This window comes from Arthrobacter sp. StoSoilA2 (assembly GCF_019977195.1).
In the GTDB taxonomy this organism is placed as follows: domain Bacteria; phylum Actinomycetota; class Actinomycetes; order Actinomycetales; family Micrococcaceae; genus Arthrobacter.
On the sequence record NZ_AP024643.1, the window covers coordinates 4,268,760 to 4,293,187 of the forward strand.

Below are 24,428 nucleotides of genomic sequence, written 5' to 3' on the forward strand. Positions count from 1 at the left end.
GCCGAATTCCTGCTGGGCTTATGACGGACGCCAAACAGGGTCAGGAAGCAGCGGCAATTTGCACCCGACGCCGTAGCCGCGCTACCAGCGTGGCCGCGAGCAACGCCGTCGTGATTTCCAGTCCGATCACCAGCAACAGTCCGGCGGCGCCGGAAGGATCAGCAGCGTTCGACGTCGGTCCCCCACCATGCGAGTGGCCGGCACCGCCCGCTCCCGACAGGCCTCCCGCTCCCAGCAGTAAGACGGCATGAAGGGCAATCATTGCCACAGCGGAAACCGTCACCTGGTGAAGTGCTCCGACGCGGCTGTGGCGCCAAATATGGACTGTGCACGGCACGCAGACCGCCGCCAAGGCAATCATGAGGATGCCAAGCCACGCGCCGTGGTGTCCCGAGGCCGCGAGCCACAGGTGGACGGCGCATGACACAGCCGTGAGTGCCGCGCAGATCCGGGGATGGAGGACGGGCCCGGCTGACCGGACCCGTCCCGTCGTCATGGTCATGTGTCCGGGGATCCGTTTAGTGGCAGTGGTCGTGGTGACCTGAGCTGGACGCATCGCCGTGTTCATCCGCAGCGGTGGCGGCAGAGCTGTGGCAGCTCGAACCTGAAGAATTGGCGGGCACATCCAGCACGGGGCTCCGATCGAAGAAGCCTTCGGGGCGCAGTTTGAAGCCAACGGTGTCCACGGGCATGATCGGCCAGTCCTCCACGCGGGGGAAGTGTGTGAGGCCAAAGGTGTGCCATACGACGATGTCCTGGCCGTCTATCTCGCGGTCCTGAGCGACGTAAGCCGGGAGGCCCGCGCCCCCTGAGTGCTGGTTCACGAAGTCGCCCGTGGGGTAGCGCTCCTCGTCGGCATAGCGGGTGACCCAGAGGTCCTTCGTGGCGAATGCGGCGCGCTTGGCGATAGAGGAACCTGGGTCGGCCAGCAGCGTGGGCTGGTTTTCTGCGTGGAGCTTGTAGCCGACGGGTTCGCCCAGTCGGTTCTTCGACTCCGGGTTGGAGATGATCCAGGTCCGGCCGCTGCGGGCGTCGGCCTCCCGGACGCCTTCCGACTCGCGGGTGAGGAGCGTCCGCTTGCGCGAGAAGGCGTTGCCGCGCTCATTGCCTTCGCCCATTGACTGGCGGACCACGTCTTCTTCTTCCACGCGGTTGGTGAAGCCGTCAAGGGCCATGTCCAGGCGGGCGCTGAAGAGGTGCTGGTGGAACGGGGCACCGAGGCCCGGCGCCAGCTGGGAAATGTTGTCCGAACCGCCTTCCGGGAATGCGCTGGTGAACACGATGCCGGTGGCCTTGGCTTCGAACTCGATGGTTCCATCCAGGTAGAGGTACCAGTAGAAGCCGTAATCGTAGTTGCCGATGGTGGTGAAGAAGGAGATCACCAGGCGACGGTTGCGGCGGGTGTAGTTGATGCCGGTCCAGAGGTCCGAGTGCTTGGAGAGGATGCCCCAGTCTTCCTCGTGCATGCAGATCCCGTTGCGGATTTCGCGGGGGTTGCCGAAGGCATCGCTGATGATGGGGCTGAGGTAGGTGATGTCGCCAAGGCAATCGCAACCTAGTTCCAAGGAGTTGGCGTACTGGCCAACGAGGTATTCGCCGGTGTCGAAGTAGTTTTGCCAGGAGCGGATGGGCGAGGGATCGCCGTATGGAACCACCATTTCGGCGATCGATGCCCGGTTGATGATGGGCCTGAGGCGGTCGCCGTCCCGGAAAGCGAGGTTGTGGAGGACAACTCCTTCGCGGACATCGAAGCCGACGTCCACGCTCCACTTTTCCCACTCCACGTGATTGCCACCCGTGACAGTGAAGCTCGGACCTTCCGGCTGCGTGATGCTGATGGGCTTCTGGGAGGTCCGCAGGGGTCCGGTCAGTTCAGGATCCGTGTAGTTTCCATGCTCGGCCGGGATCGGCATGACGCCGAGGTCGATCACCTGGGTGACTTCCTTGTTGACCACGTCCACGTACGCCACCAGCCCGTCCACAGGGTGGGCCCACGCACTGTCCTCCGGGAAGTCCTGCACAAAGGCCAGGCCACGAAGGATGCGGCGGCCGCGTTCCTCGTCGTATTCGAAGACGCCCGCGGACAACGGAGCCACGCGAACCTTTTCCACGTCCAGATCTCGTGCCGCAAGGGCGGCGAGCCAGCGCTCGTCCGTGGCGAGGAGCGTCTCCACGACCTCGAACTCTTCCTCCAGCACGGGGAGTTCGCCGGAGACTTTGGTGTCCAGTTCTGTCGCGGACAGGATCTCACCACGTGTCACCGACACCAGGACGTCGGTAGGAGCCCCGCCGGAGATGTCGTGGATGAACACACGGAAGCGGCGGTCTTCCTTTGCCTGGCTGCGGGACGGATCCACAAGGCCCAGGTAGGCAATCCGCTGCTCGGCGCCGAGGTGTCCGGCGGCCTGCAGGAGGCGCTGCACCTCAGAGATTTCGGCACCTGTGGCCAGGCGGTACTGGGTTTCCTTAACGGCTGCGTCAGTGGCTGTCTGGGTTGCTGTGGGCGTCATGGCTGCCTCTTGTCCGGGACCTATGATGGGTCAGGATTTATTTTCTATAGGTGTAGAGAATAACCAAAACGTAAGATGAGTCACAAGACCTGTCCGCCAAAAAGTTTTCAGGGAGCCCGCTCAGTGCCAAAGATTGTGGACCACGATCAACGACGCCTCGAACTAGTGGACGCAACCTGGCGGATCATCGCAAGGCTGGGCATTGAAGGCGCCACCATGCGCGAAATTGCCGAGGAAGCCGGCTTTGCCAACGGCGCCCTCAAACCCTACTTTCCGACCAAGGATCTGCTGCTGACGTCAGCTTTCGGGCACGTTTTCAACCGCACCAACCAGCGCATAGCGGCCGTGACCTCGGGTTTGGCCGGCATCGCTGCCCTCCGCGCCTTCTGCGCCGAAGTCCTGCCGCTGGACGAGGAGCGCGTCAACGAAGCCCGCATCGTGATCCCGTTTTGGCAGAAGGCCCTCAACGACGCAGAGATGGCGGCCCTGCACAGCGAGTCCATGAACCAGTGGCACACCACCATCACGGCGCACACGGCAGCAGCCCGCGCGGCCGGCGAGATTGCCGCCCCCATTGGGGACGCCGCCGTCGCCGATCACCTGCTCAACATGATGCTGGGCGCCCAGATCGTGGCAGCCCTGTCCCCCGGCGAGCACTTTGCCCAGGACCTTGAAGGGCAGCTGGACAACTATCTAAGGTTGCTGGCTGGCTAGCTAACCACTGGCTGCCTAGCTGCTGGCGCCCGACGCCACCACGCCGACGCCCAGTCCCGCGATCACCCCGCTGCTGACACGCTCGACGGCGGTACTCACCTTGGGGCGCTTGAGCCACCGCATCGCCTTGAACGCCACCACCGCGATCATCGACAGGTACGCGAAGGCAATGACGGCAACCACGATGCCCAGAATGAGTGAGGTACCCATGGTGTCTCCGCCGTGCGGGATGAACTGCGGCACCACGGCGAGATAGAACAGGCCGACCTTCGGGTTCAGGAGTGTGGAGAGAGCTCCTGCGCCCAGCGCCGCGAGCCGGCTGTACGGGAGGGGCGCGTTGGAACCCTCTCCCTCTGGGCCTGCTTTGGCCGCCCTGGCCGCTTTCCTGGACTTGATGAACGACGAAACGCCCAGATACAGCAAGTACAAGCCGCCCGCGATCTTGACCCAGCGGAACAGTTCCGCCGACTGCTCAAGGATGGCCGCGAGGCCAACGCCCACCAGTGCAGCCCAAACAATCGCCCCCATGGCCGACCCCGCCGCCGCAGCAATTCCAGCACTGGGACGGTTCAACGCAATGCGAAGGACCAAAAAGGTGTCCGGACCCGGAGTTACGGACAGGACCAGGCAGAGACCGGCGAAGGCAGCGAGGGATGCAAGAGTCACCCGCCAAATTATCCGGTACGAAAGGCGCTGCTGGAAAGCGTTCGCTTCCCGTCAAGGGCTGTTCGTGCATAGACAAGGCGACTCCGCGTGACGCCAACCACACTGGAATCATCGCCGCGCGCCTCACCGGCCGCCAAGACTTACTACCCGAGCGGAGTACCAATGGAGACTTACGACGCCTTGCTGGCCTCGATTACCGCAGCCCCCGGCCAGAACAGCCGCACGATTCTTGACCCTGCAACGGGCCAGGCGGTCGGCGAAGCCCCCGTCCACACCGTTGAAGATCTTGACGCCGCAGTTGCAGCTGCCGCAGCTGCACAGCCAGGCTGGGCTGCCTTGGGCCACGACGCGCGGTCCGCTGCGCTCATGAAGGCGGCCGACGCCGTCGAACGCTCCGCAGAAGAGCTCGCCCAACTGCTCTCCCGCGAGCAGGGCAAGCCGCTGAACGGCCCGAACGCCCGCTTCGAAGTCGGCGCGTGCGCCGCGTGGTTGCGCGCAACTGCCGCCACTCCGCTGGACCCTGAGACTGTAGTGGACGACGGCGAAACCCGCGCCGAGCTGCACTACCGGCCCATCGGCGTCGTGGGCGCGATCGGCCCCTGGAACTGGCCGATGATGATCACTGTTTGGCAGATCGCCCCTGCCCTCCGGATGGGCAACGCCGTGGTGGTCAAACCCTCCGAATACACCCCTCTGTCCGTGCTCGCGCTGGCCTCGATCATCAACCAGGAACTGCCCGAAGGCCTGCTCAGCGTGGTCTCCGGAGGACGCGACGTCGGCGAAGCGCTGGCCGCGCACGAGGCGATCGGCAAGGTCATGTTCACCGGTTCCACCGCAACAGGCAAGGCGATCATCCGTTCGTCGGCTGACACCGTCAAGCGCCTCACCCTGGAACTGGGCGGCAACGACGCAGGCATCGTCCTGCCCGACGCGGACCCCAAAGCCATTGCTGAGGGGCTGTTCTGGGGAGCTTTCATCAACACCGGCCAGACCTGCGCCGCCCTGAAGCGCCTGTACGTCCACGACTCGCTGTACGAGGCAGTGTGCACTGAACTGGCCGCCGTCGCCGCCGCGATGCCGATGGGCAATGGGCTCGATGAGAACAACGTCCTCGGCCCACTGCAGAACCGCCAGCAGTACGACATCGTGGCCCGGCTGGTGGAGGCTGCCCGCGACTCCGGTGCACGCATCCTGCTCGGCGGCAACCCCGACGCCGATCAGCCCGGCAACTTCTACCCCACCACGCTGGTTGCCGACATCGACAACGACAACCCGCTCGTCGCCGAGGAACAGTTCGGCCCGGCCCTGCCGATCATCCGGTACAGCACCATTGACGAGGCAGTCGCCAAAGCCAACGCGCTCGACGTCGGCCTCGGCGCCTCCGTGTGGTCCTCCGACGTGGCTGCGGCCCGCGAGGTCGCCTCCCGCATCCAGGCCGGCACCGTGTGGATCAACAAGCACGGCGCCGTGGACCCACGCATCCCCTTCGGTGGCGCCAAGCAGTCCGGCTACGGCCTGGAGTTCGGCGCTGAGGGCCTCAAAGCACTGGGCGTACCGCAGATCATCAACGGCTGAGTTCCCGCTTCCCTGGCCCAACTGAGTCGCAGCTGAGCGCGTTTTGACGCCTCAAAACGCGCTCTGCTGCGACTCAGTTGGGTTGTCGGTCACAGGATGGACCCGGTTGGGTTGCTGGGGGATCCGCGTGAAACCATGAGCACCATGTCCCAGAAGATTGCGTATCAAGGTGAGCCGGGAGCCAACTCGGATCTCGCGTGCAAGGAAATGTTCCCCGACCTCGAAAGCGTGCCCTGCGCAAGCTTTGAGGACGCCTTTGAACTGGTGTCCACCGGTGAAGTGGACCTCGCCATGATCCCGATCGAGAACTCCATCGCCGGACGTGTGGCTGACATTCACGCACTGCTCCCCCAGTCCAAGCTGCAAATCGTGGGCGAGTATTTCCTGCCCATCCGGTTTGACCTCTTGGGCATTCCGGGCAGCACCATTGAAGGCGCAACAGAGGTTCACAGCCACATCCACGCTTTGGGCCAGTGCCGCAAGATCATCCGGGAAGCCGGCCTCAAGCCGGTTATCGCCGGAGACACGGCAGGATCAGCCAGGGAAGTGCGCGACTGGAACGATCCCCGCAAGCTTTCCCTCGCTCCTCCACTGGCTGCGGGCTTGTATGGTCTGGAAGTGCTGGCCTCCGGCGTCGAGGATGACCCCACCAACACCACGCGCTTTGTGGTTCTGGCCCGGGAACGCGAAATTCCCACCAAGGAGGAGCTCCCGGGTCCCGCGATCACGAGCTTCGTGTTCCGTGTTCGCAACGTCCCCTCAGCGCTCTACAAAGCGCTGGGTGGTTTTGCGACCAACGGCCTGAACATGACCAGGCTTGAGAGTTACATGGTGGGTAACGAGTTCGCGGCCACCATGTTCCTCTCCGACGTCGAAGGGCACCCTGCGGACGCGCGTCTCCGCCGGGCGCTGGAGGAGCTGGAATTCTTCACCACGGAGGTGCGGATCCTGGGCGTCTATGCAGCCGATGGCTATCGGCAACGGAACACCGTCAACGCCTAGCGGCTAAATCCCCGAACGGCCGTGCGCGAGCCCGGTCGGGAAGCCGATGAAAGCTGGTTCCGGTGAAGTACAGCAGCCCGACTCCGCTTCTTCATTGATGACCGTCGAGGGAACATCGCAGCTGGTCCCGGCGTCCGTGGAGCAGACTCCCGTTTCCGGCAATTCCAGCTGTACCAAACCCGCTGCCTCGTGGTCACCGGCCAGTGCAGCAACGACTGAGCGGACCTGCTCATAGCCCGTGGCCAGCAGGAAGGTCGGAGCACGGCCGTAGGACTTCATTCCCACGATGTAGAAGTCTTTCTCTGGATGTGCCAGCAGCTTGGCACCATGTGGAGGAACAGTGCCGCAGGAGTGGAATTCGGGGTCAATCAGTGGACCGAGCTCCGTGGGTGCTTCAACGGCAGGATCGAGGTTGAGACGGAGTTCGCGCAGGATCTCCAGGTCCGGGCGGAAGCCGGTGCACGGAACGATGACATCGACATCCAGCGTGCGTCCGTCAACGGCTTCAACGCTCACTCCGGAATCGAGCGATTTCAGGCCAGCTATGCCGAAACGTGTGTGCAGTTCTATGCTTCCCGCTTCGACGAGCCGACGAAGTCTGGCGCCGAGCTGGCCCCGCGCGGGCAATCCGTCCGCGGCTCCGCCACCGTAGACCTTCTCCGCAGAGCCGCCTCGCACGGCCCACAGGATCCGCGTGTTGGGTTCGTCCTTGGAGAGGTCGGCCAAATTGATCAGGGTGTTCGCAGCCGAGTGTCCAGCGCCCACGACAAGGACGCGACGGCCGGCAAAGGCGGCGCGGTCCCGCCCAATAACGTCCGGTAGGGGCGAGGAGATGCGGTCCGCCGCTGTCTCTTCGCCAACGGCGGGCAAGCCTGAGGTGCCCAGTGGGTTGCGGGTTGACCACGTTCCCGAGGCATCGATGACGGCAGCCACAACATGATCACGGGTTTCGCCGTCCGCGTGCTCCACCCTGACCAGGAAGGGGGTGGTGTCCCGGTCACGGACGTGGGTCTTGTCCAGTCCCAGACGGGTAACGGCAACAACGCGGGCGCCCGTCTGCAAGCGGGAAGCCATGACCGGCATCGCTGCCAGCGGAGTGAGGTAGTTGTCGATGAGCTCCCCGCCGTAAGGCAGGGCCGTGGGGCGGGGAGATTCCCAGCCTGATTGTTCCAGGAGGCGGACGGCGGCGGCATCGATGTTGAAACGCCAGGGCGAGAAGAGCCGGATGTGGCGCCATTGTTCGATGGCCGCACCGGCGGAGGGTCCAGCTTCAAAGATGACCGGTTCGAGGCCACGTTCGATCAAGTGCGCTGCTGCGGCCAATCCGACCGGGCCGGCACCGATTATCGCGACGGGAAGGTTCTTCGCTGTCTCCATGGTGTCCTCTTTCATCCTTGGGATCCTCAGGCGTGGGTGGGTTCTTCCACCAGTGCCGTGGCTATGCTGTCTGCGTCCTCAAGTGCCGCCAGAAATCGTTCAGCATCCAGCGCTGCAGCGCACCCCGTGCCGGCGGCGGTGATCGCCTGGCGGTACCGGTGATCCACGGCATCGCCACAGGCGAAGACCCCGGAGAGATTGGTGCAGGTGGTGGGCGAATCGACTTTGATGTAACCCTCGGCGTCGAGGTCCACCTGCCCGGCGACAAGCTCGGTGCGGGGCAAATGACCAATGGCAACGAAGATCCCTGTTGCAGCCTGTTCGCGGGTTTCTCCAGTGCGGGTATCCGTCAGAGTCACTCCGGTAACTTTGGTGTCGCCGTGGATCCTGGTGACGGCGGAGTTCCAGGCGAAGCTGATCTTGGGATTGTCCTTGGCCCGCTGGGCCATGATGCGCGAGGCACGGAGTTCACCCTTGCGGACCACAACAGTCACGGACTTGCCGAAGCGTGTCAGGAACGTTGCTTCTTCCATGGCAGAGTCTCCACCGCCAACCACAATGATGTCCTGTTCCCGGAAGAAGAAACCATCGCATGTGGCGCACCAGGACACGCCGTGTCCGCTGAGCTTTTTCTCTTCCGGCAGTCCGAGTTCCTTATAGGCCGAGCCAGTAGCGAGGATGACGGCGGGCGCCTCATGCGTCTCCCCCGCGCCGGTGACCACCCGTTTGAGGTGAGCTTTCAGATCGACTTCCGTGACGTCGTCGAACACTATGCGGGCGCCGAACTTCTCGGCCTGCTCCTGGAGTCCGTCCATCAACTCAGGGCCCTGGATACCGCCCGGGAAGCCGGGGAAGTTTTCGACCTCGGTGGTGTTCATCAAAGCGCCACCCGCAGTAACCGAGCCTGCCAGGACGAGCGGCTTAAGTCCTGCCCGGGCCGCATAGATGGCCGCGGTGTAGCCTGCCGGGCCCGAGCCGATGATAATCAGTTGTTCGGCGCTGCTGTCATTATTCACGGGGATCTCCTATGCCGGAAGCCGGATTACTTGGACGCAGGGATGAGGGAGTCGATCAGGCCCTCGATGCGGGTCTTTATTTCATCCCGAATAGGCCGTACCGCGTCAACACCCTGGCCAGCTGGATCTTCCAGGACCCAGTCTTCATACCGCTTGCCGGGGAAGTATGGGCATTCGTCACCACAGCCCATGGTGATGACGACGTCGGATTCCTTGACGGCTTCGGTGGTGAGTACCTTCGGGATTTCGGCGGACATGTCGATGCCCAGTTCGGCCATGGCCTCGACGGCGGCGGGGTTGACCTTGTCGGCCGGCTGGGAACCGGCGGAGCGGACCTCGATCTCCCCCTTGGCGAGAGTGCTTAGGAACGCGGCCGCCATCTGGGATCGGCCTGCATTGTGGACGCAGACAAAGAGGACGGAGGGCTTCTTGGCGGTTTCGGTGCTCACGGGTTTTCTCCTGGAAGTGTTGTGCGAACGAGTGTGTGGTGTGGAGACATGCGCCCTAACCGTAAAGCTCTGAAAAACCGTATCGATCCACGGATATTGATGAAGATCGATACATAGAAGTATCGGGCGGTATATCGATGATTGTCAATATTTGATTTTTGAGGACCGCGCTTCTAAGCGGCAACGACGCGCGCAGCGAGCTCAGTGACGCGGTGGGCAATATCCTCGAAGGCTGCATCGAAGGCCGCCGGAGTATCCACCCGCAACGGATCGGCAACAGACCAGTGGATCCCACCGAGGCCGACCAACTCCTCATGGGCGTTGTCGCAGACGGTCACGATGAAGTCGGCTTCATCCGCCACTTCGTCAAGAGCGCGGGGAGCGACATCGGGCAGATCCAGGCCATGTCGCCGGGCCGCCTCGACAGCCCCCGCGGCGATACTGTCCGCAGGGTGCGTTCCAGCCGAGACCGAAGGTATCGCGCTGGCCTGCCGCCAAAGGGCAGAGGCCAGTTGGGAGCGGGCACTGTTGCGCGTGCAGACGAACAAGACGCGGCGTGCGTCGTGGGCGATGCCGGGCACAAGACCCTCGAAAGCGTCACTGGCAAGACGGAAGTAGCTGCGGCGCTTGTCCGCCTCCGAGCGGTGGCGCTTTGCCAAGCCTGATTCCTCGAGGGTGCGCAGGTGGTGGGAGAGCAGGTTGGACGGCATACCCAATTCAGCCTGCAATTCCGTTGGCGAAAAGTCCCCGAGGGTTAGCAGGTCAACTATGCGCAGGCGCGCTGGATCAGCGAGGGCGGCATGCCTTGCGACCCTTGCCTGAAAGACCTCAACTGATTCAATATTCATTGGTTCAATTTTGACTGAGTTAATTCTTTGCGTCAAGCTGTTCCCATGACTTCACCCCAGCCACCCCTGTGGCGCCGTGCCATTGCCGAACTGCTAGGCACCGTCCTGCTGGTTGCGGTCGTTGTCGGGTCCGGCATTGCCGCTCAACAGCTGTCCCCCGCCGACACCGGCCTGCAGCTGCTGCAAAACAGCACGGCTACAGTTCTCGGGCTGACAGTGCTGATCCTGGTGTTCGGGCCGATCAGTGGCGCCCACTTCAACCCCGTAGTGTCCTTGGCGGACTGGTTCCTGGGGCGGCGCAATGGGTCCGGACTGGCCCTTCGGGACCTCGGGGCGTATATACCCACGCAGATCGTGGGAGCGATCTGCGGGAGCGCCCTGGCGAACGCCATGTTTGAGATCGGGACGGACATTTCCAGGAAGGAACGCGCGACACCCGGGCACCTACTGGCCGAGATCGTTGCCACCGCAGTGCTGATCCTCCTGATTTTCGCTCTCGCAACCACGAATAGGGGTGCCCTGGCAGCCCCAGCCGTGGGCGCTTACATCGGCGCCGCGTACTGGTTCACGTCCTCAACTTCATTTGCCAACCCAGCCGTAACCCTCGGCCGGATTTTCAGCGACACGTTTGCCGGCATCGCACCGGCATCCGCGCCTCCATTCATCGCCGCGCAGCTGATCGGCGCAGCCTTGGGCCTTGCGCTTCTGCTCCTGCTCTTTCCAGGCGCCGGGCGCTCCGCCAGTGAGGTGGTCATCCCTCATACGGGGGAAGGCGCGGAGCGTTAACGGAGAAGGGCAGCAGCTCACCGGCGAAGGGCCGCAGCTTAACGGCAAAAGGCGCCACGACCATACATTGATGAATGTCAATGTTGCGGCATAATGGATAGATGACCTCGCTGCCACTCCTCGAACCGGCTACGGACAAGGACTGTTGTCCACCATCAACAGGGTCCCTCGACGCCTATGAGGCCCAGGTCCGCGCCTCCGTGTTTAAGGCGCTGGCCGATCCCAACCGGCTTCGCCTGTTGTCCATCGTCAAAAGCGCCGACGGCGGTGAAGCCTGCGTCTGCGATCTCACCGAGCCCCTGGACCTCGGCCAGCCGACAGTCTCACACCACCTGAAGATCCTGGTGGATGCCGGCCTTCTGCACCGCGAAAAGCGGGGCACATGGGCGTACTACTCCTTGGTCCCGGGTGCCATTGAGCGGACTTCCGGCCTGCTGGAGACCTTGTGACAAGCGGGACTTCAGGGACAAGCAGGACTACAGGGACGAGCGAGACTCCTCACACAACGGAGACTAAAGGCACAACGGAGACTAAAGGGACTACGGCGCCATTGCCCAACAGCGGCGTCCGGATCCGCAAAATGACCCGTTCCGATTGGCCGGTGGTCAGGGAGATCTTCACCGAAGGTATCGAGTCCGGGAACGCCACGTTCGAGCCCTCCGCTCCTGCGTGGGAGCAATTCGACGCTTCAAGACTCAACGATCACAGGCTGGTCGCCGAAGCAGAAGGCCGGATCCTCGGTTGGGCCGCCGTGTCCGCCATCTCCTCGCGTGCGGCGTATGCGGGTGTCGTGGAGCATTCCATTTACGTTGCCGGGGAAGCCCGCGGGTTGGGTGTGGGCAAGGCCCTTCTCCGCGCGCTGATCACGTCCACTGAAGAAGCAGGAATCTGGACGATCCAAGCCAGTGTCTTTCCCGAGAATGAAGCGAGCCTCCGGCTTCATGTTGCGGAGGGCTTTACGGTTGTCGGCCGGCGGAATCGAATCGCCAGGATGCCTCTTGGCCCACTCGCGGGGCAGTGGCGCGACACCCTAATGATCGAAAGACGCTCCGCGACTGTCTGAAACCGGAAGTGTCTGCGAAGAGGGAGAGCCATGGCTATGAGCGAGTTTCCGCAGCTTGGCTCTGCGAGCGCGGACCAGACGGTGTTGGGCAGCAAAGCAGCCACTCTTTCCGAGCTCAGGGCAGCGGGTTTCAACGTGCCAGCGGGGTTCGTCGTCACGTCGGAGGTGGTTGGGCAACTCGGCAACAACCTCGCCGGCGCTCTGACAGCTGCTGCCGGCAGGACAGGCCCGGGACCCTACGCTGTCAGGTCCTCTTCCACCGCCGAGGACCTCGCAGGCGCTTCCTATGCTGGTCTCTACGAAAGCTTGCTGAACGTTGAGCGGGATGACCTTGAGCATGCTGTCAGGCAATGTTTGGCCTCCGCTGCGGAGCATAGAGTTGCAGCGTATGAGGCTGTTCTCGGAGCAGCTGCCCGCGGCGATGCGGCAGGCCCTTCCATGGCGGTACTCGTTCAACAGATGGTCCAGCCCCGTGCCGCAGGCGTTGCGTTCACTGCCAACCCGCTGACCGGGGACCCCGACGAAACCATTGTCACGGCCGTCGCCGGTCTTGGGGAGCCGCTGGTGTCCGGCGAAGCAGTCGGAGAGCAATGGACAGTCCGCGCCAGCGATGCCACGTGCACCACGGATGGCAGCATCCTCACCTCGGACCAAGCAAGGCAAGTAGCGGCGTTGGCCCGTCGGCTCGACCACCGGGCCGGGGTCCCGCAGGACATCGAGTGGGCTCTGGACCATGACGACGCACTGTTCCTCCTTCAGGCCCGCCCGATGACGGCGCTTCCCACGCCAGCAGTTTGGACAGCTCCGGGCGAAGGCCTGTGGGCGAGGAATTTCAGGCTCGGTGAATGGCTTCCGGATCCCATGACGCCATTGTTCGAGGACTGGCTTCTTCGCCGGATCGAGACCGGGTATCTCGACGGCATGGAGGACGATATTCAGGTGCGGGTGCCGTTTCGGTATGGCTCCGTCAATGGCTGGTATTACAACGCCCCGCCGATTCCGTCCCCACGGATTGTGGCGCCGTTGATAGTTCGAAGCCGTGGTCGTTTGCCGTGGTTCCTTTTCAACGTCCTTTTCCGCGTCTCCAGCAATCCGGCTGCGGCACACCGTGCTGTTCTGAAGGGTCTGGAGCTGAAATGGCGACACCAGCTGCTGCCCGACTATCGGGAACTCGTGCGCAATGCAGAGCAAGAGGTGGACACGGCTTCCCCGGCAAGGCTCATCGAGCTTGTGGATGCCATTGTCAGGCAGGCGGGAATCTACCTGTGGTCATTTGCCGTCGTGGGCGGATCTGCCTGGAAAATGGAAGCTGCCCTGGCCAGGCTCTGGCAAAAGCACCTAGCCGCTCCGCTAAGCGACACGCCGGCAGGACGCCTCGGCCATCAGGCCCTGCTCCGCGGCCTTACGGGCAGCGCAGAACTCACTGGCAGCACAGGCCTTACTGGCAGCACAGGTCTCACCCGCAGCAATGCGACACCATCGGACTCGGCCGTTTACTCCCTCGACTGGTACCACCCGACCTTCGGCGAGGCAGGCATCCGAAGCCCTGAAACGGCTTCAACCATGGCCGGCAAGGAGGCTCTTGACGCACAGCGAAAGGCAGCCGAAGCCGCAGCGAGGGAAGTGCTGCTTGATAGTCCAAGGGTCCTCACCCACTTTGATTCCCTCGTCACGATGGCCCAGTACTACGCCGCCCTAAGGGAAGAACAATCCCTTTACCTCACTCTGGGATGGCCGGTCTTGCGCCGTTGCGCCAAACGCCTGGGAGAAAACCTGGCTGCCGCAGGTGCCATCGAGGACCCGCAGGACATCCATTTCCTCCACCTGGGTGAAGTAATGAACCCTTCGGCGGACTACAGGGAGCTGGTAGGAAGCCGCCGGGCAACCTGGGAGATGCAACGGCGCCTGGACGCACCACTCATCATTGGCGAGCCCGGCAGGTTTGGAGCTGATCCCGTGGCGGGCGCAGTTGACGCCGCAAGGACAACCCACGAGGTTCCCGCTGGTGCAATTGTCGGCCACCCGGCCAGCACTGGACGCGCCACGGGCAGGGTGCGGGTGATGTCAGGTCTGGAGGAATTCGACAGCTTCCTCGATGGCGAGATACTCGTAGCGCGATCCACCGCACCAGCCTGGACGCCCCTCTTCGCTCGAGCCGCCGCCGTGGTCACCGACGGCGGAACCCTTGCCGCCCACGCCTCTCTGGTTGCCCGGGAGTACGGGATACCCGCCGTCGTTGGAACCGGCAACGCGACCCGGCTACTCAAGACGGGCCAGCGAGTCACCGTGGACGGAGGTGCGGGCTACGTCGTCGCGGCCGAATGACGAACTACCGTCCCACCGCCGTCCGTTCCTCCTCACGGGGACGCGCCACTGCATCAGCCTGCCGGCCGGGCTTAGCTGGCCACCAAATCCGGTGTCCGATGTCGTATGCGAGCGCGGGCACCAACAGTGAGCGGACCAGAATGGTATCCAGCAGCACCCCGAACGCCACGATGAAGGCCAGTTGCACGAGGAACATGATGGGAATAACTCCGAGGGCGGCGAACGTAGCAGCCAACACAACACCGGCTGACGTAATCACCCCACCCGTAACGCCCAGGCCACGGAGGATTCCAGGCCGGGTTCCGTGCTTCAACGATTCCTCGCGCACCCTGCTCATGAGGAAGATGTTGTAGTCCACGCCCAATGCCACCAGGAAGACGAACCCGAAGAGTGGAACCGTGGCATCTGCACCTGGGAAACCGAAAATCCCGTTGAACACCAGGGCCGAGACGCCCATGGCTGCCGCATAGGACAGGACCACGGACAGCACCAGCAGCACAGGCGCCACAACGGAGCGCAGCAGGAGCATCAGGATGAAGAGGACGACCACCAGGACGATGGGGATGATGACCACCAGGTCGCGCTGCGCGGTCATGTTGGTGTCCAGCGCCGTGGCAGTAACCCCGCCAACCAAAGCGCCGGCGTCGACATCTTTCACGGCCGCACGGAGCGACTTCACAGCTTCTTCGGCCTCGATCGAGTCGGCGGCAGAGTCGAGCGTCGCATTGATCAGCACCTTGCCCTCGCGGACGACGGGATCGGTCGGAGTTCCCGGAGCACCGGTGATGGGCACATTTCCGTCGGCCAGGAGGTAGGCGTCACCCACGCCATCGGCCGCTTTGACCTTGTCCAGCACTTCCTGCGCGGAATCTTCGGAGGCGACCACGACGGCGGGGCTGCCGCTGCCGGCGTCGAAATGCCGCGCCAGCGCGTCCTGGCCGTCCACGGCGTCGGAGGCCGCGAGGATGACGTCCGTTTGGGGGACGCCGTTGGCCTTCAATTGCAGGACGCCTGCCGAAGCCACCAGGAGCAGCAGGACCGAAGCCACCCATATGGCGCGCGGCCGCCGGGAAACCAGCGAAGCAGTTGCCCGCCACAGACCCTTTTGCCCTTCAAGTCCAGTAACCAGCTCGGGTTCGCGTTCGTCGTCGGGCAGGAGCTTGGGGCGGAAGGGCCAGAACGCGGCGCGGCCCAGCAGGGCCATGAGCGCTGGCAGGAGGGTAAGCGCGGCGAAGAGCGAGCAAAGGATTCCGGCAGCTGCCACAGGACCCAGCGCCTTGTTGGAGTTCAGGTCGGAGAAGAGCAGGCAAAGAAGGGCGATGATGACGGTCGCGCCGGACGCAAGGATCGGTTCGAAGGAGGCTTTCCATGCCGTGAGCACTGCCCTCGTGCGGTTGGTGGTGTGGGTCAGTGCTTCGCGGAATCGAGCCACATACAGCAGCGCATAGTCGGTGGCCGCACCAATCACCAGGATGGACAGGATGCCCTGGCTCTGGCCATTGAGCTGGATCCAGCCCAGTTTGGCCATGGCGAACACCAGGAGAATGGCCGCGCAGAGCGCAAAGACCGATGTCAGGAGGACTGCCAGAGGCAGCACAAGTGAGCGGTACACGAGCAGCAAAATGACAAACACGGCGCCAAGGGCCACCAGCAGAAGGATGCCGTCAATGCCGCCGAACGCGTTCACCAGATCGGCGGTCAGCCCGGCGGGACCGGTGACGAAGGCGCGAGTCCCGTCGGGAGCGCCCGGTTGAACAACGTCGCGCAGTTCCTGGATTTTGTCGCGCAGCTCATCCGAGGACGCTATTGGCACGATGAACTGGACAGCTTTGCCGTCCTCCGAGGGAAGAGGCCCGACGACGGCGTCACCCAGCTTGAGCGCCTCGATGTCGGCTTTCAGCTGGGCTGCTTCGCCCAGCTGGGCCGGGGTGAGGGCCGTCCCGTTCTCAACGATGACCACGGCAGGGATCTCCTTGGAATCACGGAACTTCGCCTGCCAGTTACCGGCTTCCGTCGCTTCGGCGCCTGCTGGGAGAAACGAGGCCTGGTCATTGGAGGAGACTTCGTCCAGGCGCCCGAACGTTGGGCCGCCAACGCCGGCGATGCCAAGCCAGATGATGACAAGCACCACGGGCACCAACCATCGAAGCCAGAACGGTACCTTCTGCGGGTTCATGGGTCCTTCTTCCGGAAGCTTGAGAGTCTCTTTATTCCACCACAGAATATCTTTATGATGGAATTATTCCAAGAGTGAACCATTTGCTGATGCCGGATTCCTGTTTGGCGGGGAGTAATATCCGACAGGGCAGTAATCAAGGTTGAACGTAGGCGGGAGGGCAGGATGTCTGAGGCTTCGGGCCCGCACCCCGGCGGCGAACGCCCGGAAATCGCGGCACCCCAGGATTTGGTGCGGCTCCTTCAGGACTTCACCCTGGAAGCCAACCACTATGTTGACGCCGCCGGTGGCCGGAACGACATGCATCGGACGGATCTCAACGCCCTGGCAGTGATCATGCGCCATTCTGCCGCCGGCCGGGTTGTCACGCCGGGCGTCCTCCGAAGTGAACTGCGCCTTAGCTCCCCTGCCACCACGGCGTTGGTTGACCGGCTGCACGCCTCCGGCCACCTCACCCGTGACCGTCTCGGCACCGATCGCCGGCAGGTCCAACTGCACATGACCCCCAAGGCCTACCGGGATGGAAGTGCCCTGTTCATGCCGTTGGCCCTCCGTATGGGCAAGGCCATGGGCGCCTACAGCGCTGAAGAACTGGACGTTGTCCGACGCTTCATAACCGATATGATCCAGGCCACCGTAGCGGCCCGCACGGAAACCGCGGAGAAGAGCCCCTCACCGCCTTCCGCCTAAATCCACCGCCGAAGTTGTAGCGTTTCCCTATGAACGCGCACCAGCCTGAAGATGTCTACACCCACGGGCACCACGAGTCGGTTGTCCGGGCCCACGCCTCGCGGACGGCCGAGAATTCGGCCGCGTTTGTCATACCGCATCTAACTCCGGGGACGTCGGTCCTCGACGTCGGGTGCGGACCTGGCAGCATCACGTGCGATTTCGCGGGGCTGGTTGCGCCCGCACAGGTCATCGGCCTGGACCGCTCGGCGGAGATCGTCGCCCAGGCAACTGAACTGGCCAAGGACCGCGGCGTGGACAACGTAGAGTTCCGCACCGGCAATATCTACGATCTCGAGTTTGAGGACGAGTCCTTTGACCTCGTCCATGCCCATCAAGTCCTCCAGCACCTGACTGACCCCGTCGCCGCCCTGCGTGAAATGCGCCGCGTGGCCAAGCCGGGCGCGATCGTGGCCGTACGCGACGCCGATTTCCACGGCATGAGCTGGTACCCGGAGGTTCCCGAGCTCGATGACTGGATGGAGCTCTACCAGAAGATCGCCCGACGCAACGGTGCCGAACCGGATGCCGGCCGTCGGCTGGTCTCTTGGGCGCAGCAGGCAGGCTTTGCACAAGTGGCACCCAGCAGCAGCAACTGGCTCTACGCGACGGCCCAACAGCGGGCATGGCAGTCCCGCGTGTGGAGCGAACGCGTCCTCCACTCCGCCTTTGCCGAGCAAGCCCTCGAATACGGCTTCGCCAACGAGGCCGATCTCGCCAGGATCGCCGCAGGCTGGCACCGTTGGGGAGCAACGGACGATGGCTACTTCCTCATTCCCAACGGCGAGGTGATCGCCCGGGCCTAGGTTGCGCGTGGCGTCCTGACGCAAAAAAAACTTTGCCGAACCATGTAGAAAAGCGCCCCGCAGTTCCGACCCATGAGTGAAAGCACCCAAACAGGGCGCCACTTCATAAGGAGTTTGAGATGAAATACATGATCATGATGTTCGGATCCGCCGAGGGCATGATGGAAACTGCCGACCCGGAGTGGGTCAAGCAAATGATCGGGTTCATGATCCAGATCGACAAGGACCTGACTCAGTCCGGCGAACTCGTCTTCAACGCCGGACTGGCCGATCCCGGTACAGCCAAGCTGGTCAAGCAGACCCCGGACGGCATCATCACCACCGATGGGCCGTACGCCGAGTCGAAGGAATCGCTGATCGGGTACTGGGTGGTGGATGTGGCCAGCGAGGAACGCGCCGTGGAAATCTGCTCGAGCATCGTCAAGTACTCGCAGGTGGTGGAACTCCGCGCTATCCCGGACGGTCCCCCGGAGGTCTAGTTTGGCCGTTCCCCCACGCGACATCGAGGACCTGCTGCGTACGTTGGCGCCGCAGGTCCTCGGCGTGCTGGCGCGCAAGCACGGCCAGTTCGATGCCTGCGAGGATGCCGTCCAGGAGGCCCTCATTGAGGCAGCGGTGCAATGGCCATCCGGGCTGCCAACAAATCCCAAAGGATGGCTGCTGGCTGTCGCGTCCCGCCGGCTGGTTGATGTATGGCGCAGTGAAAGCGCGCGCCGTGCCCGGGAGGAACGCGTCGCCGCCATGGAGGTCAGCTTCCAGGACAGCACGGCGTCTGAAGCCGACGACACCCTGACCCTGATGTTCCTGTGTTGCCACCCCTCAATAAGTGCGCCATCGCAGCTCGCCTTGACGCTCCGGGCCGTAGGGGGACTCACGACGGCGGAAATCGCCTCTGCTTTCCTCGTCCCCGAGGCGACCATGGGCCAGCGCATCAGCCGTGCGAAACAGGGGATCCAGAAGGCAGGCGCCCGTTTCGACATGCCGCCGGAGTCCGAGCGGAAGGCGAGGCTCGGCGTCGTACTTCACGTCCTGTACCTGATTTTCAACGAAGGCTACGCCGCAAGCTCGGGCGACTCACTGCAGCGCGAAGACCTCACCACCGAAGCGATCCGCTTGGCACGCCTGCTGGTGGGCGTGGCGCCGGACGAGTTCGAGGCCACCGGTTTGCTCGCTCTGATGCTGCTGACGGACTCCCGTCGTGCCGCGCGCACCCTGGCTGACGGAATGCCCGTGCCGCTGTCCGAACAGGACCGGAGTTTATGGAACCGCGGGCAGATAGAGGAAGGCATCGCGCTCCTTTCTTCCGTGCTCGGTCGCGGCGCGGCTGGACCGTACCAACTCCAGGCCGCGATCGCGGCCGTTCATGCCGAGGCGCCCTCTGATGCCGAAACGGACTGGCCCCAGATCCTCGCCTTGTACACGGTCCTTGAAGCCGTGGCGCCCAGTCCCGTGGTGACGCTGAACCGTGCTGTGGCTGTGGCCATGGTGACGGGGCCAACCGCTGGGCTTGAGCTGCTCGCAGGGCTGGATTCGGCGATCGGTCGCTCACACCGCCTGGATGCTGTGCGCGGCCACCTGCATGAAATGGCAGGCTCCTATGTGGACGCGCGCGCCGCCTACCTCGTGGCCGCCAAAAAGACAGGCAGCCTCCAGGAGCGGCGGTACTTGATGGGCAAAGTGGCGCGAATGGACGCGTCTTGACCCCATATAGTCGAATCCATGGAACAACGCATACTTGGTAAGACCGGCCGGTCGGTGTCCACCGTTGGACTAGGCACGTGGCAACTCGGAGCGGACTGGGGTGACGTCACAGAGGAAGACGCACTTGCCGTCCTGGAGGCCTCGGTCGACGGCGGGGTTACTTTCTTCGACACGGCCGACGTCTACGGCGATGGCCGAAGCGAGCAGCTGATCGGACGCTTCCTGCGCGCCAATCCCGGGCTGGACCTGCTGGTTGCCACCAAGATGGGCCGGCGCGTGGACCAGGTGCCCGAAAACTACACGCTCGCCAACTTCCGCGCGTGGACTGACCGTTCCCGGCGGAATCTGCAGCAGGACACCCTGGACCTCGTCCAATTGCATTGCCCGCCCACCACCGTCTACACGCGGGATGAGGTGTACGACGCCTTGGACACGCTCGTCAGCGAAGGCGTCATCCGCAACTATGGCGTCAGTGTCGAGCGGACCGACGAAGCCCTTGAAGCCATCAACCGCGGGAATACCGCGTCCGTCCAGATCATCCTGAACGCCTTCCGCCTGAAGCCGCTCGATGAAGTTCTCCCGGCAGCAAAGCAGGCCGGAGTCGGCATCATCGCCAGAGTGCCGCTGGCGTCTGGACTGTTGTCCGGAAAGTACACGCCGGAAACCGGGTTCGCGGAGAACGACCACCGCAACTACAACCGCGACGGCTCCTCATTCGACGTCGGCGAGACCTTCTCGGGCGTCGATTTCGCCACCGGCGTTAAGGCCGCACAAGAGTTCAGCGCATTAGTGCCCGACGGCGTCAGCACCGCCCAAGCGGCCCTCGCCTGGGTGATCGCCCAGGACGGTGTCAGCACGGTCATCCCCGGTGCCCGTTCTTCAGTGCAGGCACATGCGAACGCTGAGGCGGGAGCGATGCAGGACGTCGGTTCAGGACTCACCGCCGGGGTCCAGGACATCTATGACCGCTATTTCCGCGAAGCGATCCACCCGCGCTGGTAGCCGGCCGACCGCCGTCGTGCATGTCACCATCCGCTACGCGTCGGGGTGTGTCCCTTTCGTGCGTCGTCGGGCATCGACATTTCGGCGCGTACTCCCAGAAGCCGGATGGGACGGTCGGGCTCGATCCGCGCCGTGACGTCCAGGGCTTGCGCCAGGACTTCGTCCCGGTCGAAGGTCTCCGGGATCTTCCTTGCGTAGGTCTTGGTGAAGAACGGGGCGTACCGGACTTTGAGGGTCAGCCCCACCACCGGCCGCCCCTCAGCTGCCACGTCTTCGAGGACGCGCGCTGTCAGCTCCTTGATGGCGTCGCTGATCTGTGAGGGTTCCGTGAGATCCCGCTGGAACGTGGTCTCGCGGCCGTGTGCGCGGGCAACCCACGGGGTGTCGTCCACTTCGTTGGAGCCTTCACCCCGACCTAGCTGCGCATACCAAGGGCCCATCTTGGGGCCGAACTCCGGGACCAGGTCCTGGGGATCGGACGCGGCAAGCTCGGCGACTGTGGTGATCCCATGTTTGGCCAGCCGGGCAGACACCTTGGGACCAACGCCCCACAGTTCCTTGGTGGGTTTGCTTCCCATGACCGTGAGCCAGTTCTCTTTGGTCAGCCGAAAGATTCCCGCGGGCTTGCCAAAATCCGTGGCATTCTTCGCGCGGACCAAGGTGTCGCCGATGCCCACGCTGCAATGCAGCCGGGTTTGCTCCAGGATGGCAGCTTGGATCTGTCGTGCGTATGCCTCAGGATCTTCGGTTTCAACGCCCACAAAGGCTTCATCCCAGCCCAGCACCTGAACCGTGGCGCCCGGCTGTGCGCGCAGGGTGGACATCACCACGTGCGAGGCCGCCAGGTAAGCCTCCTGGTCGACGGGAAGGATCACGGCATCGGGCACTTTCCGGGCAGCTATGCGCAGTGGCATTCCGGAACCCACGCCGAACGCCCTGGCTTCATACGATGCCGTGGACACCACAGCGCGTTCCGTAGGATCCCCCCGGCCGCCAACGATGATCGGCTTGCCGGCAAGCTCAGGCCGCCGGAGGACCTCGACCGCCGCAATGAACTGGTCGAGGTCAACGTGCAGCACCCACGGGATTCCGCTCACGGCACCAGTTTGCCCCATCCCCGGGGCGGTGGCTGTACCTTCACGACCCCCTTTGAACTCGACCTCGGCGTAAATCAACCTATTCCGCGTGCGTTTGTCGCTTGGCGCCGCCAAAGTGGGTCGTGGAGGTACGGGGCCCCGTCAACCAGTTTGTCCACATAGGCCAATTGCCACAGCCAATCACTGCCGAGCCAGCAATAGCCTCAAGGCATGATAATTCAAGGTGGTTTTGACATACAGGTGCTCGCGCGTCCATATATAGTCCCCAATGGGATTCCGCTCACGCGGCTCGTGGTGGTCGGCCTCGATTCTGACATGTGTTTCAGCAGCGTCGGTGTTGCAAGTCTTCAATTTGAAGGGCCGCTGGAGCCACTCTTTGACGACATTCTCGAGTTCCTTCCCGTCGAAGGAACCAAGTACTTTGCCATCGCGTACGCTGGCAGCTGGCAGGCGTATGACTTTGAAAGTGCTCAGCCTACTTCTGCCGATGTGGAGCAATTAAGGAAACGGGCAGAAGCAAGTGGCCTGCATATGATTGGCAGCTTCGGCATCGCCGAAGCATCTTCCATGCACGTAGACGTCCAGTCGTACTTTGACCGAAGCGGCACGGATCTGCCAGAGACCATGCTCCACTGGCGTCATTCGATCTTGGGCAACTGTCCGTAGTTCAACAGGCTGCGGCAGGGCTCCGTCAGCGACCAAGCGTCATGTTTCTGGCTATCTCGCCACATACTTTACGAGGCCTGGCCAGAGGACAGTAGTGGACAAAAAGTACCGTTCGCCTCCGACGCTATATGAGGTGATACAGACAATTGTGTTTGAATCCGGTCCTAGCCTTGCGGTTCGTATAGCACAACACAACGACTAATCCCACCAAGAAGGAGAAGTACGCGGTATGACAGTTATCGAGGTGCCACATGCAGGTGCTGAAGCCATGGGGACCATCGCCTTCGTCATTTGGGCTGTGTTTGCAGGCGTTGGCGTCGCTGGCCTCGTCGCGGTCTTTCTTCAACAAACGATGCTGCGGGCCGAACGGTCAACGAACCCATGGAAGTTCTATCCGAACTTGCGCCGACGTTGGGTTGCGAGACTCGAGCCTTTTCTTCCGAAGATGCCGCGGGATCGCCGCGAGATGATCCTGGATTTGAAACAAAACACTTCTACGGCCTTTGTCATCTGCACGTTCGGATTTGGGACTGCTACGGCGTTCTACTTGCTCCTTTCTGCCTTGTGGCAATTTGAACGACTGCAAAACTGGAATGGATTTCAAATCGCGTCAACTCTTGGAGTGACGTTGGGCGCACTGGCAGCCCTACTGGTGTTTGCTTTGCAGTTATTCATATCCCGCCGCCGACGCCTCCTCGGGACTGCACTGACACTCGTCTTGCTAGCCAACAAATACGGGCCAAGTTCGACGGCGGCCGATAAGCGAACCTTGGTCGCCGCGGGTGGATCATTCCTAGCGGCTGCCCGACGGCTTGGGTTCTCAGCTGAAAATAAACGGATCTCAAGAATCGCCAACAGTCTTTCAGACGAGGGCAGAAAAGACCCTGGCAATGTCAACTCGGAAATGATCAAGCAAGTCAGTCGTCTAGTCCGAGAAGTCTATAAAGGGAATCACTCCATGAGAATTAAGAGTCGTTATGGCGGCATCCTCAGCGGCAACCTTCGCCAGTGGATTACAGTAATCTCTTCTTCGACCGTGGTGGTGGCCATCGTCGATGCGGCACGCGATTTCCTAGCTCCGCCGAACTGATCCCTACGTAGGGTCGACGGTACGTCCGCGACCCACTTTCAACCCAAGGCCGGCGGAAATCAACCTGTTTCGGGTGCATTCCGCGGCAGAGAGCGCCAAAGTGAGTCGTGGAGGCACGGGCCCCGACATGGCGCCGCCAAAGGGGGTCTGACCCAGCGCGTCCCGGGCACCCGTCTCACCGGCTTAAGCTGAGACGGTGCAGTTTTCACTTTGGCTGGCCCTGGTTGGCGCCGGCACCCTGATCAGTTTCACTCCCGGCGCCGGTGCCATTTTCACCATGAGCAATTCGCTCAATTCAGGCTTCCGACGCTCCATCTGGGGCATCCTCGGCCAACAATTGGCCTTGGTCATCCACATCGTCATCGTGGCCTTGGGCGTGGGTGTGTTGGTCTCCAATTCGCCCGTGATATTCAACGTCGTCCGCTACGCAGGCGCCGCGTATCTGGTGTACCTGGGGATCCGGCAGTTCCTGCACAAGCCGGACCTGGACGAGGAAAAGGTGGACAGCCGCAAGAACGAGTCGGCGATGTCCATGTTCCAACGGGGCGTCTGGGTGAACCTGCTGAATCCCAAGGCAATCGTGTTCTTCCTTGCCTTCATGCCGCAATTCATCAGGCCAGAGCAGCCGCTGCTCCAGCAATATGCAGTGCTGACCGCCACGATCCTGGCCATCGACATCATGGTGATGTGGTTCTTCTTCGCTCTGGCAGCACGTTCATTTCAGCGCTTCACCCATGACGAGCGCGGCCAGAGGGTCCTCAACCGCATTTTCGGATGCCTTTTCGTCCTGGTTGGCATCCTGCTCGCCACCATCCACTAAGCGGGCCAAA

Annotated in this window: 24 protein-coding genes; 15 read left to right on the forward strand and 9 right to left on the reverse strand. The window is 62.9% G+C overall.

Annotated features, from left to right (window positions below):
- Nucleotides 1-40 precede the first annotated feature (40 nt).
- Both LDN82_RS19465 and LDN82_RS19470 read right to left on the reverse strand, forming a co-directional pair.
- Nucleotides 41-502 (reverse strand): hypothetical protein, encoded by a 462-nt coding sequence (locus LDN82_RS19465; protein ID WP_224165498.1) that lies wholly within the window; start codon nt 500-502, stop codon nt 41-43.
- 16 nt (nt 503-518) lie between these two features.
- A complete protein-coding gene (locus tag LDN82_RS19470) occupies nt 519-2,510 on the reverse strand; it encodes a primary-amine oxidase (RefSeq protein WP_224165499.1) in 1,992 nt (663 codons plus the stop codon).
- Nucleotides 2,511-2,633: 123 nt separating this feature from the next.
- Here LDN82_RS19470 and LDN82_RS19475 point away from each other — a divergent pair, with 123 nt between their 5' ends.
- Complete coding sequence (locus tag LDN82_RS19475; protein ID WP_224165500.1) at nt 2,634-3,224, forward strand: TetR/AcrR family transcriptional regulator; 591 nt, start codon at nt 2,634-2,636, stop codon at nt 3,222-3,224.
- A gap of 15 nt (nt 3,225-3,239) precedes the next feature.
- Here the strand turns inward: LDN82_RS19475 and LDN82_RS19480 are convergent, their stop codons facing one another.
- On the reverse strand, nt 3,240-3,890 hold the full coding sequence (locus LDN82_RS19480) for a LysE family translocator (RefSeq protein ID WP_224089244.1): 651 nt from the start codon (nt 3,888-3,890) through the stop codon (nt 3,240-3,242).
- Between the two features lie 162 nt (nt 3,891-4,052).
- On the opposite strand from LDN82_RS19480, the gene LDN82_RS19485 reads away from it, so the two are divergent.
- Nucleotides 4,053-5,465 (forward strand): aldehyde dehydrogenase family protein, encoded by a 1,413-nt coding sequence (locus tag LDN82_RS19485; RefSeq protein ID WP_224167580.1) that lies wholly within the window; start codon nt 4,053-4,055, stop codon nt 5,463-5,465.
- A gap of 144 nt (nt 5,466-5,609) precedes the next feature.
- On the forward strand, nt 5,610-6,467 hold the full coding sequence (locus LDN82_RS19490; protein ID WP_224089247.1) for a prephenate dehydratase: 858 nt from the start codon (nt 5,610-5,612) through the stop codon (nt 6,465-6,467).
- A gap of 3 nt (nt 6,468-6,470) precedes the next feature.
- Here LDN82_RS19490 and LDN82_RS19495 read toward each other — a convergent pair whose 3' ends face one another.
- The 4 genes from LDN82_RS19495 to LDN82_RS19510 all read right to left on the reverse strand — a co-directional run bounded on the left by LDN82_RS19495 (nt 6,471) and on the right by LDN82_RS19510 (nt 10,157).
- Nucleotides 6,471-7,844, reverse strand: coding sequence for an FAD-dependent oxidoreductase (locus LDN82_RS19495; RefSeq protein WP_224167581.1), 1,374 nt, complete (start codon nt 7,842-7,844; stop codon nt 6,471-6,473).
- 26 nt (nt 7,845-7,870) lie between these two features.
- Entirely contained in the window at nt 7,871-8,860 is a 990-nt protein-coding gene (trxB, locus tag LDN82_RS19500) for a thioredoxin-disulfide reductase (RefSeq protein WP_224165501.1), read from the reverse strand.
- A gap of 26 nt (nt 8,861-8,886) precedes the next feature.
- Nucleotides 8,887-9,309, reverse strand: a complete 423-nt coding sequence (locus tag LDN82_RS19505) for an arsenate reductase ArsC (RefSeq protein WP_224165502.1) — start codon at nt 9,307-9,309, stop codon at nt 8,887-8,889.
- Between the two features lie 173 nt (nt 9,310-9,482).
- Nucleotides 9,483-10,157, reverse strand: a complete 675-nt coding sequence (locus LDN82_RS19510) for a helix-turn-helix domain-containing protein (protein WP_224165503.1) — start codon at nt 10,155-10,157, stop codon at nt 9,483-9,485.
- Nucleotides 10,158-10,202: 45 nt separating this feature from the next.
- On the opposite strand from LDN82_RS19510, the gene LDN82_RS19515 reads away from it, so the two are divergent.
- From LDN82_RS19515 to LDN82_RS19530, 4 genes are all read left to right on the forward strand, one after another.
- Entirely contained in the window at nt 10,203-10,943 is a 741-nt protein-coding gene (locus LDN82_RS19515) for an MIP/aquaporin family protein (protein ID WP_224165504.1), read from the forward strand.
- Between the two features lie 101 nt (nt 10,944-11,044).
- A complete protein-coding gene (locus LDN82_RS19520) occupies nt 11,045-11,392 on the forward strand; it encodes a metalloregulator ArsR/SmtB family transcription factor (protein WP_224089258.1) in 348 nt (115 codons plus the stop codon).
- Between the two features lie 131 nt (nt 11,393-11,523).
- Complete coding sequence (locus LDN82_RS19525; RefSeq protein ID WP_224165505.1) at nt 11,524-12,006, forward strand: GNAT family N-acetyltransferase; 483 nt, start codon at nt 11,524-11,526, stop codon at nt 12,004-12,006.
- 36 nt (nt 12,007-12,042) lie between these two features.
- On the forward strand, nt 12,043-14,331 hold the full coding sequence (locus LDN82_RS19530; RefSeq protein ID WP_224165506.1) for a PEP/pyruvate-binding domain-containing protein: 2,289 nt from the start codon (nt 12,043-12,045) through the stop codon (nt 14,329-14,331).
- 4 nt (nt 14,332-14,335) lie between these two features.
- Here the strand turns inward: LDN82_RS19530 and LDN82_RS19535 are convergent, their stop codons facing one another.
- Entirely contained in the window at nt 14,336-16,507 is a 2,172-nt protein-coding gene (locus LDN82_RS19535; RefSeq protein WP_224165507.1) for an MMPL family transporter, read from the reverse strand.
- 165 nt (nt 16,508-16,672) lie between these two features.
- Between LDN82_RS19535 and LDN82_RS19540 the strand changes: the two genes are divergently transcribed.
- From LDN82_RS19540 to LDN82_RS19560, 5 genes are all read left to right on the forward strand, one after another.
- Entirely contained in the window at nt 16,673-17,197 is a 525-nt protein-coding gene (locus LDN82_RS19540) for a MarR family transcriptional regulator (RefSeq protein ID WP_224165508.1), read from the forward strand.
- 29 nt (nt 17,198-17,226) lie between these two features.
- Nucleotides 17,227-18,042, forward strand: a complete 816-nt coding sequence (locus LDN82_RS19545) for a class I SAM-dependent methyltransferase (protein WP_224089272.1) — start codon at nt 17,227-17,229, stop codon at nt 18,040-18,042.
- A gap of 119 nt (nt 18,043-18,161) precedes the next feature.
- A complete protein-coding gene (locus tag LDN82_RS19550) occupies nt 18,162-18,521 on the forward strand; it encodes a YciI family protein (RefSeq protein ID WP_224165509.1) in 360 nt (119 codons plus the stop codon).
- A 1-nt stretch (nt 18,522) separates the two neighbouring features.
- Nucleotides 18,523-19,743 (forward strand): DUF6596 domain-containing protein, encoded by a 1,221-nt coding sequence (locus LDN82_RS19555; RefSeq protein WP_224165510.1) that lies wholly within the window; start codon nt 18,523-18,525, stop codon nt 19,741-19,743.
- Between the two features lie 18 nt (nt 19,744-19,761).
- Nucleotides 19,762-20,745 (forward strand): aldo/keto reductase, encoded by a 984-nt coding sequence (locus LDN82_RS19560; RefSeq protein ID WP_224165511.1) that lies wholly within the window; start codon nt 19,762-19,764, stop codon nt 20,743-20,745.
- A 23-nt stretch (nt 20,746-20,768) separates the two neighbouring features.
- On the opposite strand, the gene LDN82_RS19565 is transcribed toward LDN82_RS19560, so the two are convergent.
- Nucleotides 20,769-21,860, reverse strand: a complete 1,092-nt coding sequence (locus tag LDN82_RS19565; protein ID WP_224165512.1) for a DNA polymerase IV — start codon at nt 21,858-21,860, stop codon at nt 20,769-20,771.
- 192 nt (nt 21,861-22,052) lie between these two features.
- Between LDN82_RS19565 and LDN82_RS19570 the strand changes: the two genes are divergently transcribed.
- From LDN82_RS19570 to LDN82_RS19580, 3 genes are all read left to right on the forward strand, one after another.
- On the forward strand, nt 22,053-22,508 hold the full coding sequence (locus LDN82_RS19570; RefSeq protein ID WP_224165513.1) for a hypothetical protein: 456 nt from the start codon (nt 22,053-22,055) through the stop codon (nt 22,506-22,508).
- 229 nt (nt 22,509-22,737) lie between these two features.
- On the forward strand, nt 22,738-23,598 hold the full coding sequence (locus tag LDN82_RS19575; RefSeq protein WP_224165514.1) for a hypothetical protein: 861 nt from the start codon (nt 22,738-22,740) through the stop codon (nt 23,596-23,598).
- A gap of 196 nt (nt 23,599-23,794) precedes the next feature.
- A complete protein-coding gene (locus tag LDN82_RS19580; RefSeq protein WP_224165515.1) occupies nt 23,795-24,418 on the forward strand; it encodes a LysE family transporter in 624 nt (207 codons plus the stop codon).
- The last annotated feature ends 10 nt before the right edge of the window (nt 24,419-24,428 follow it).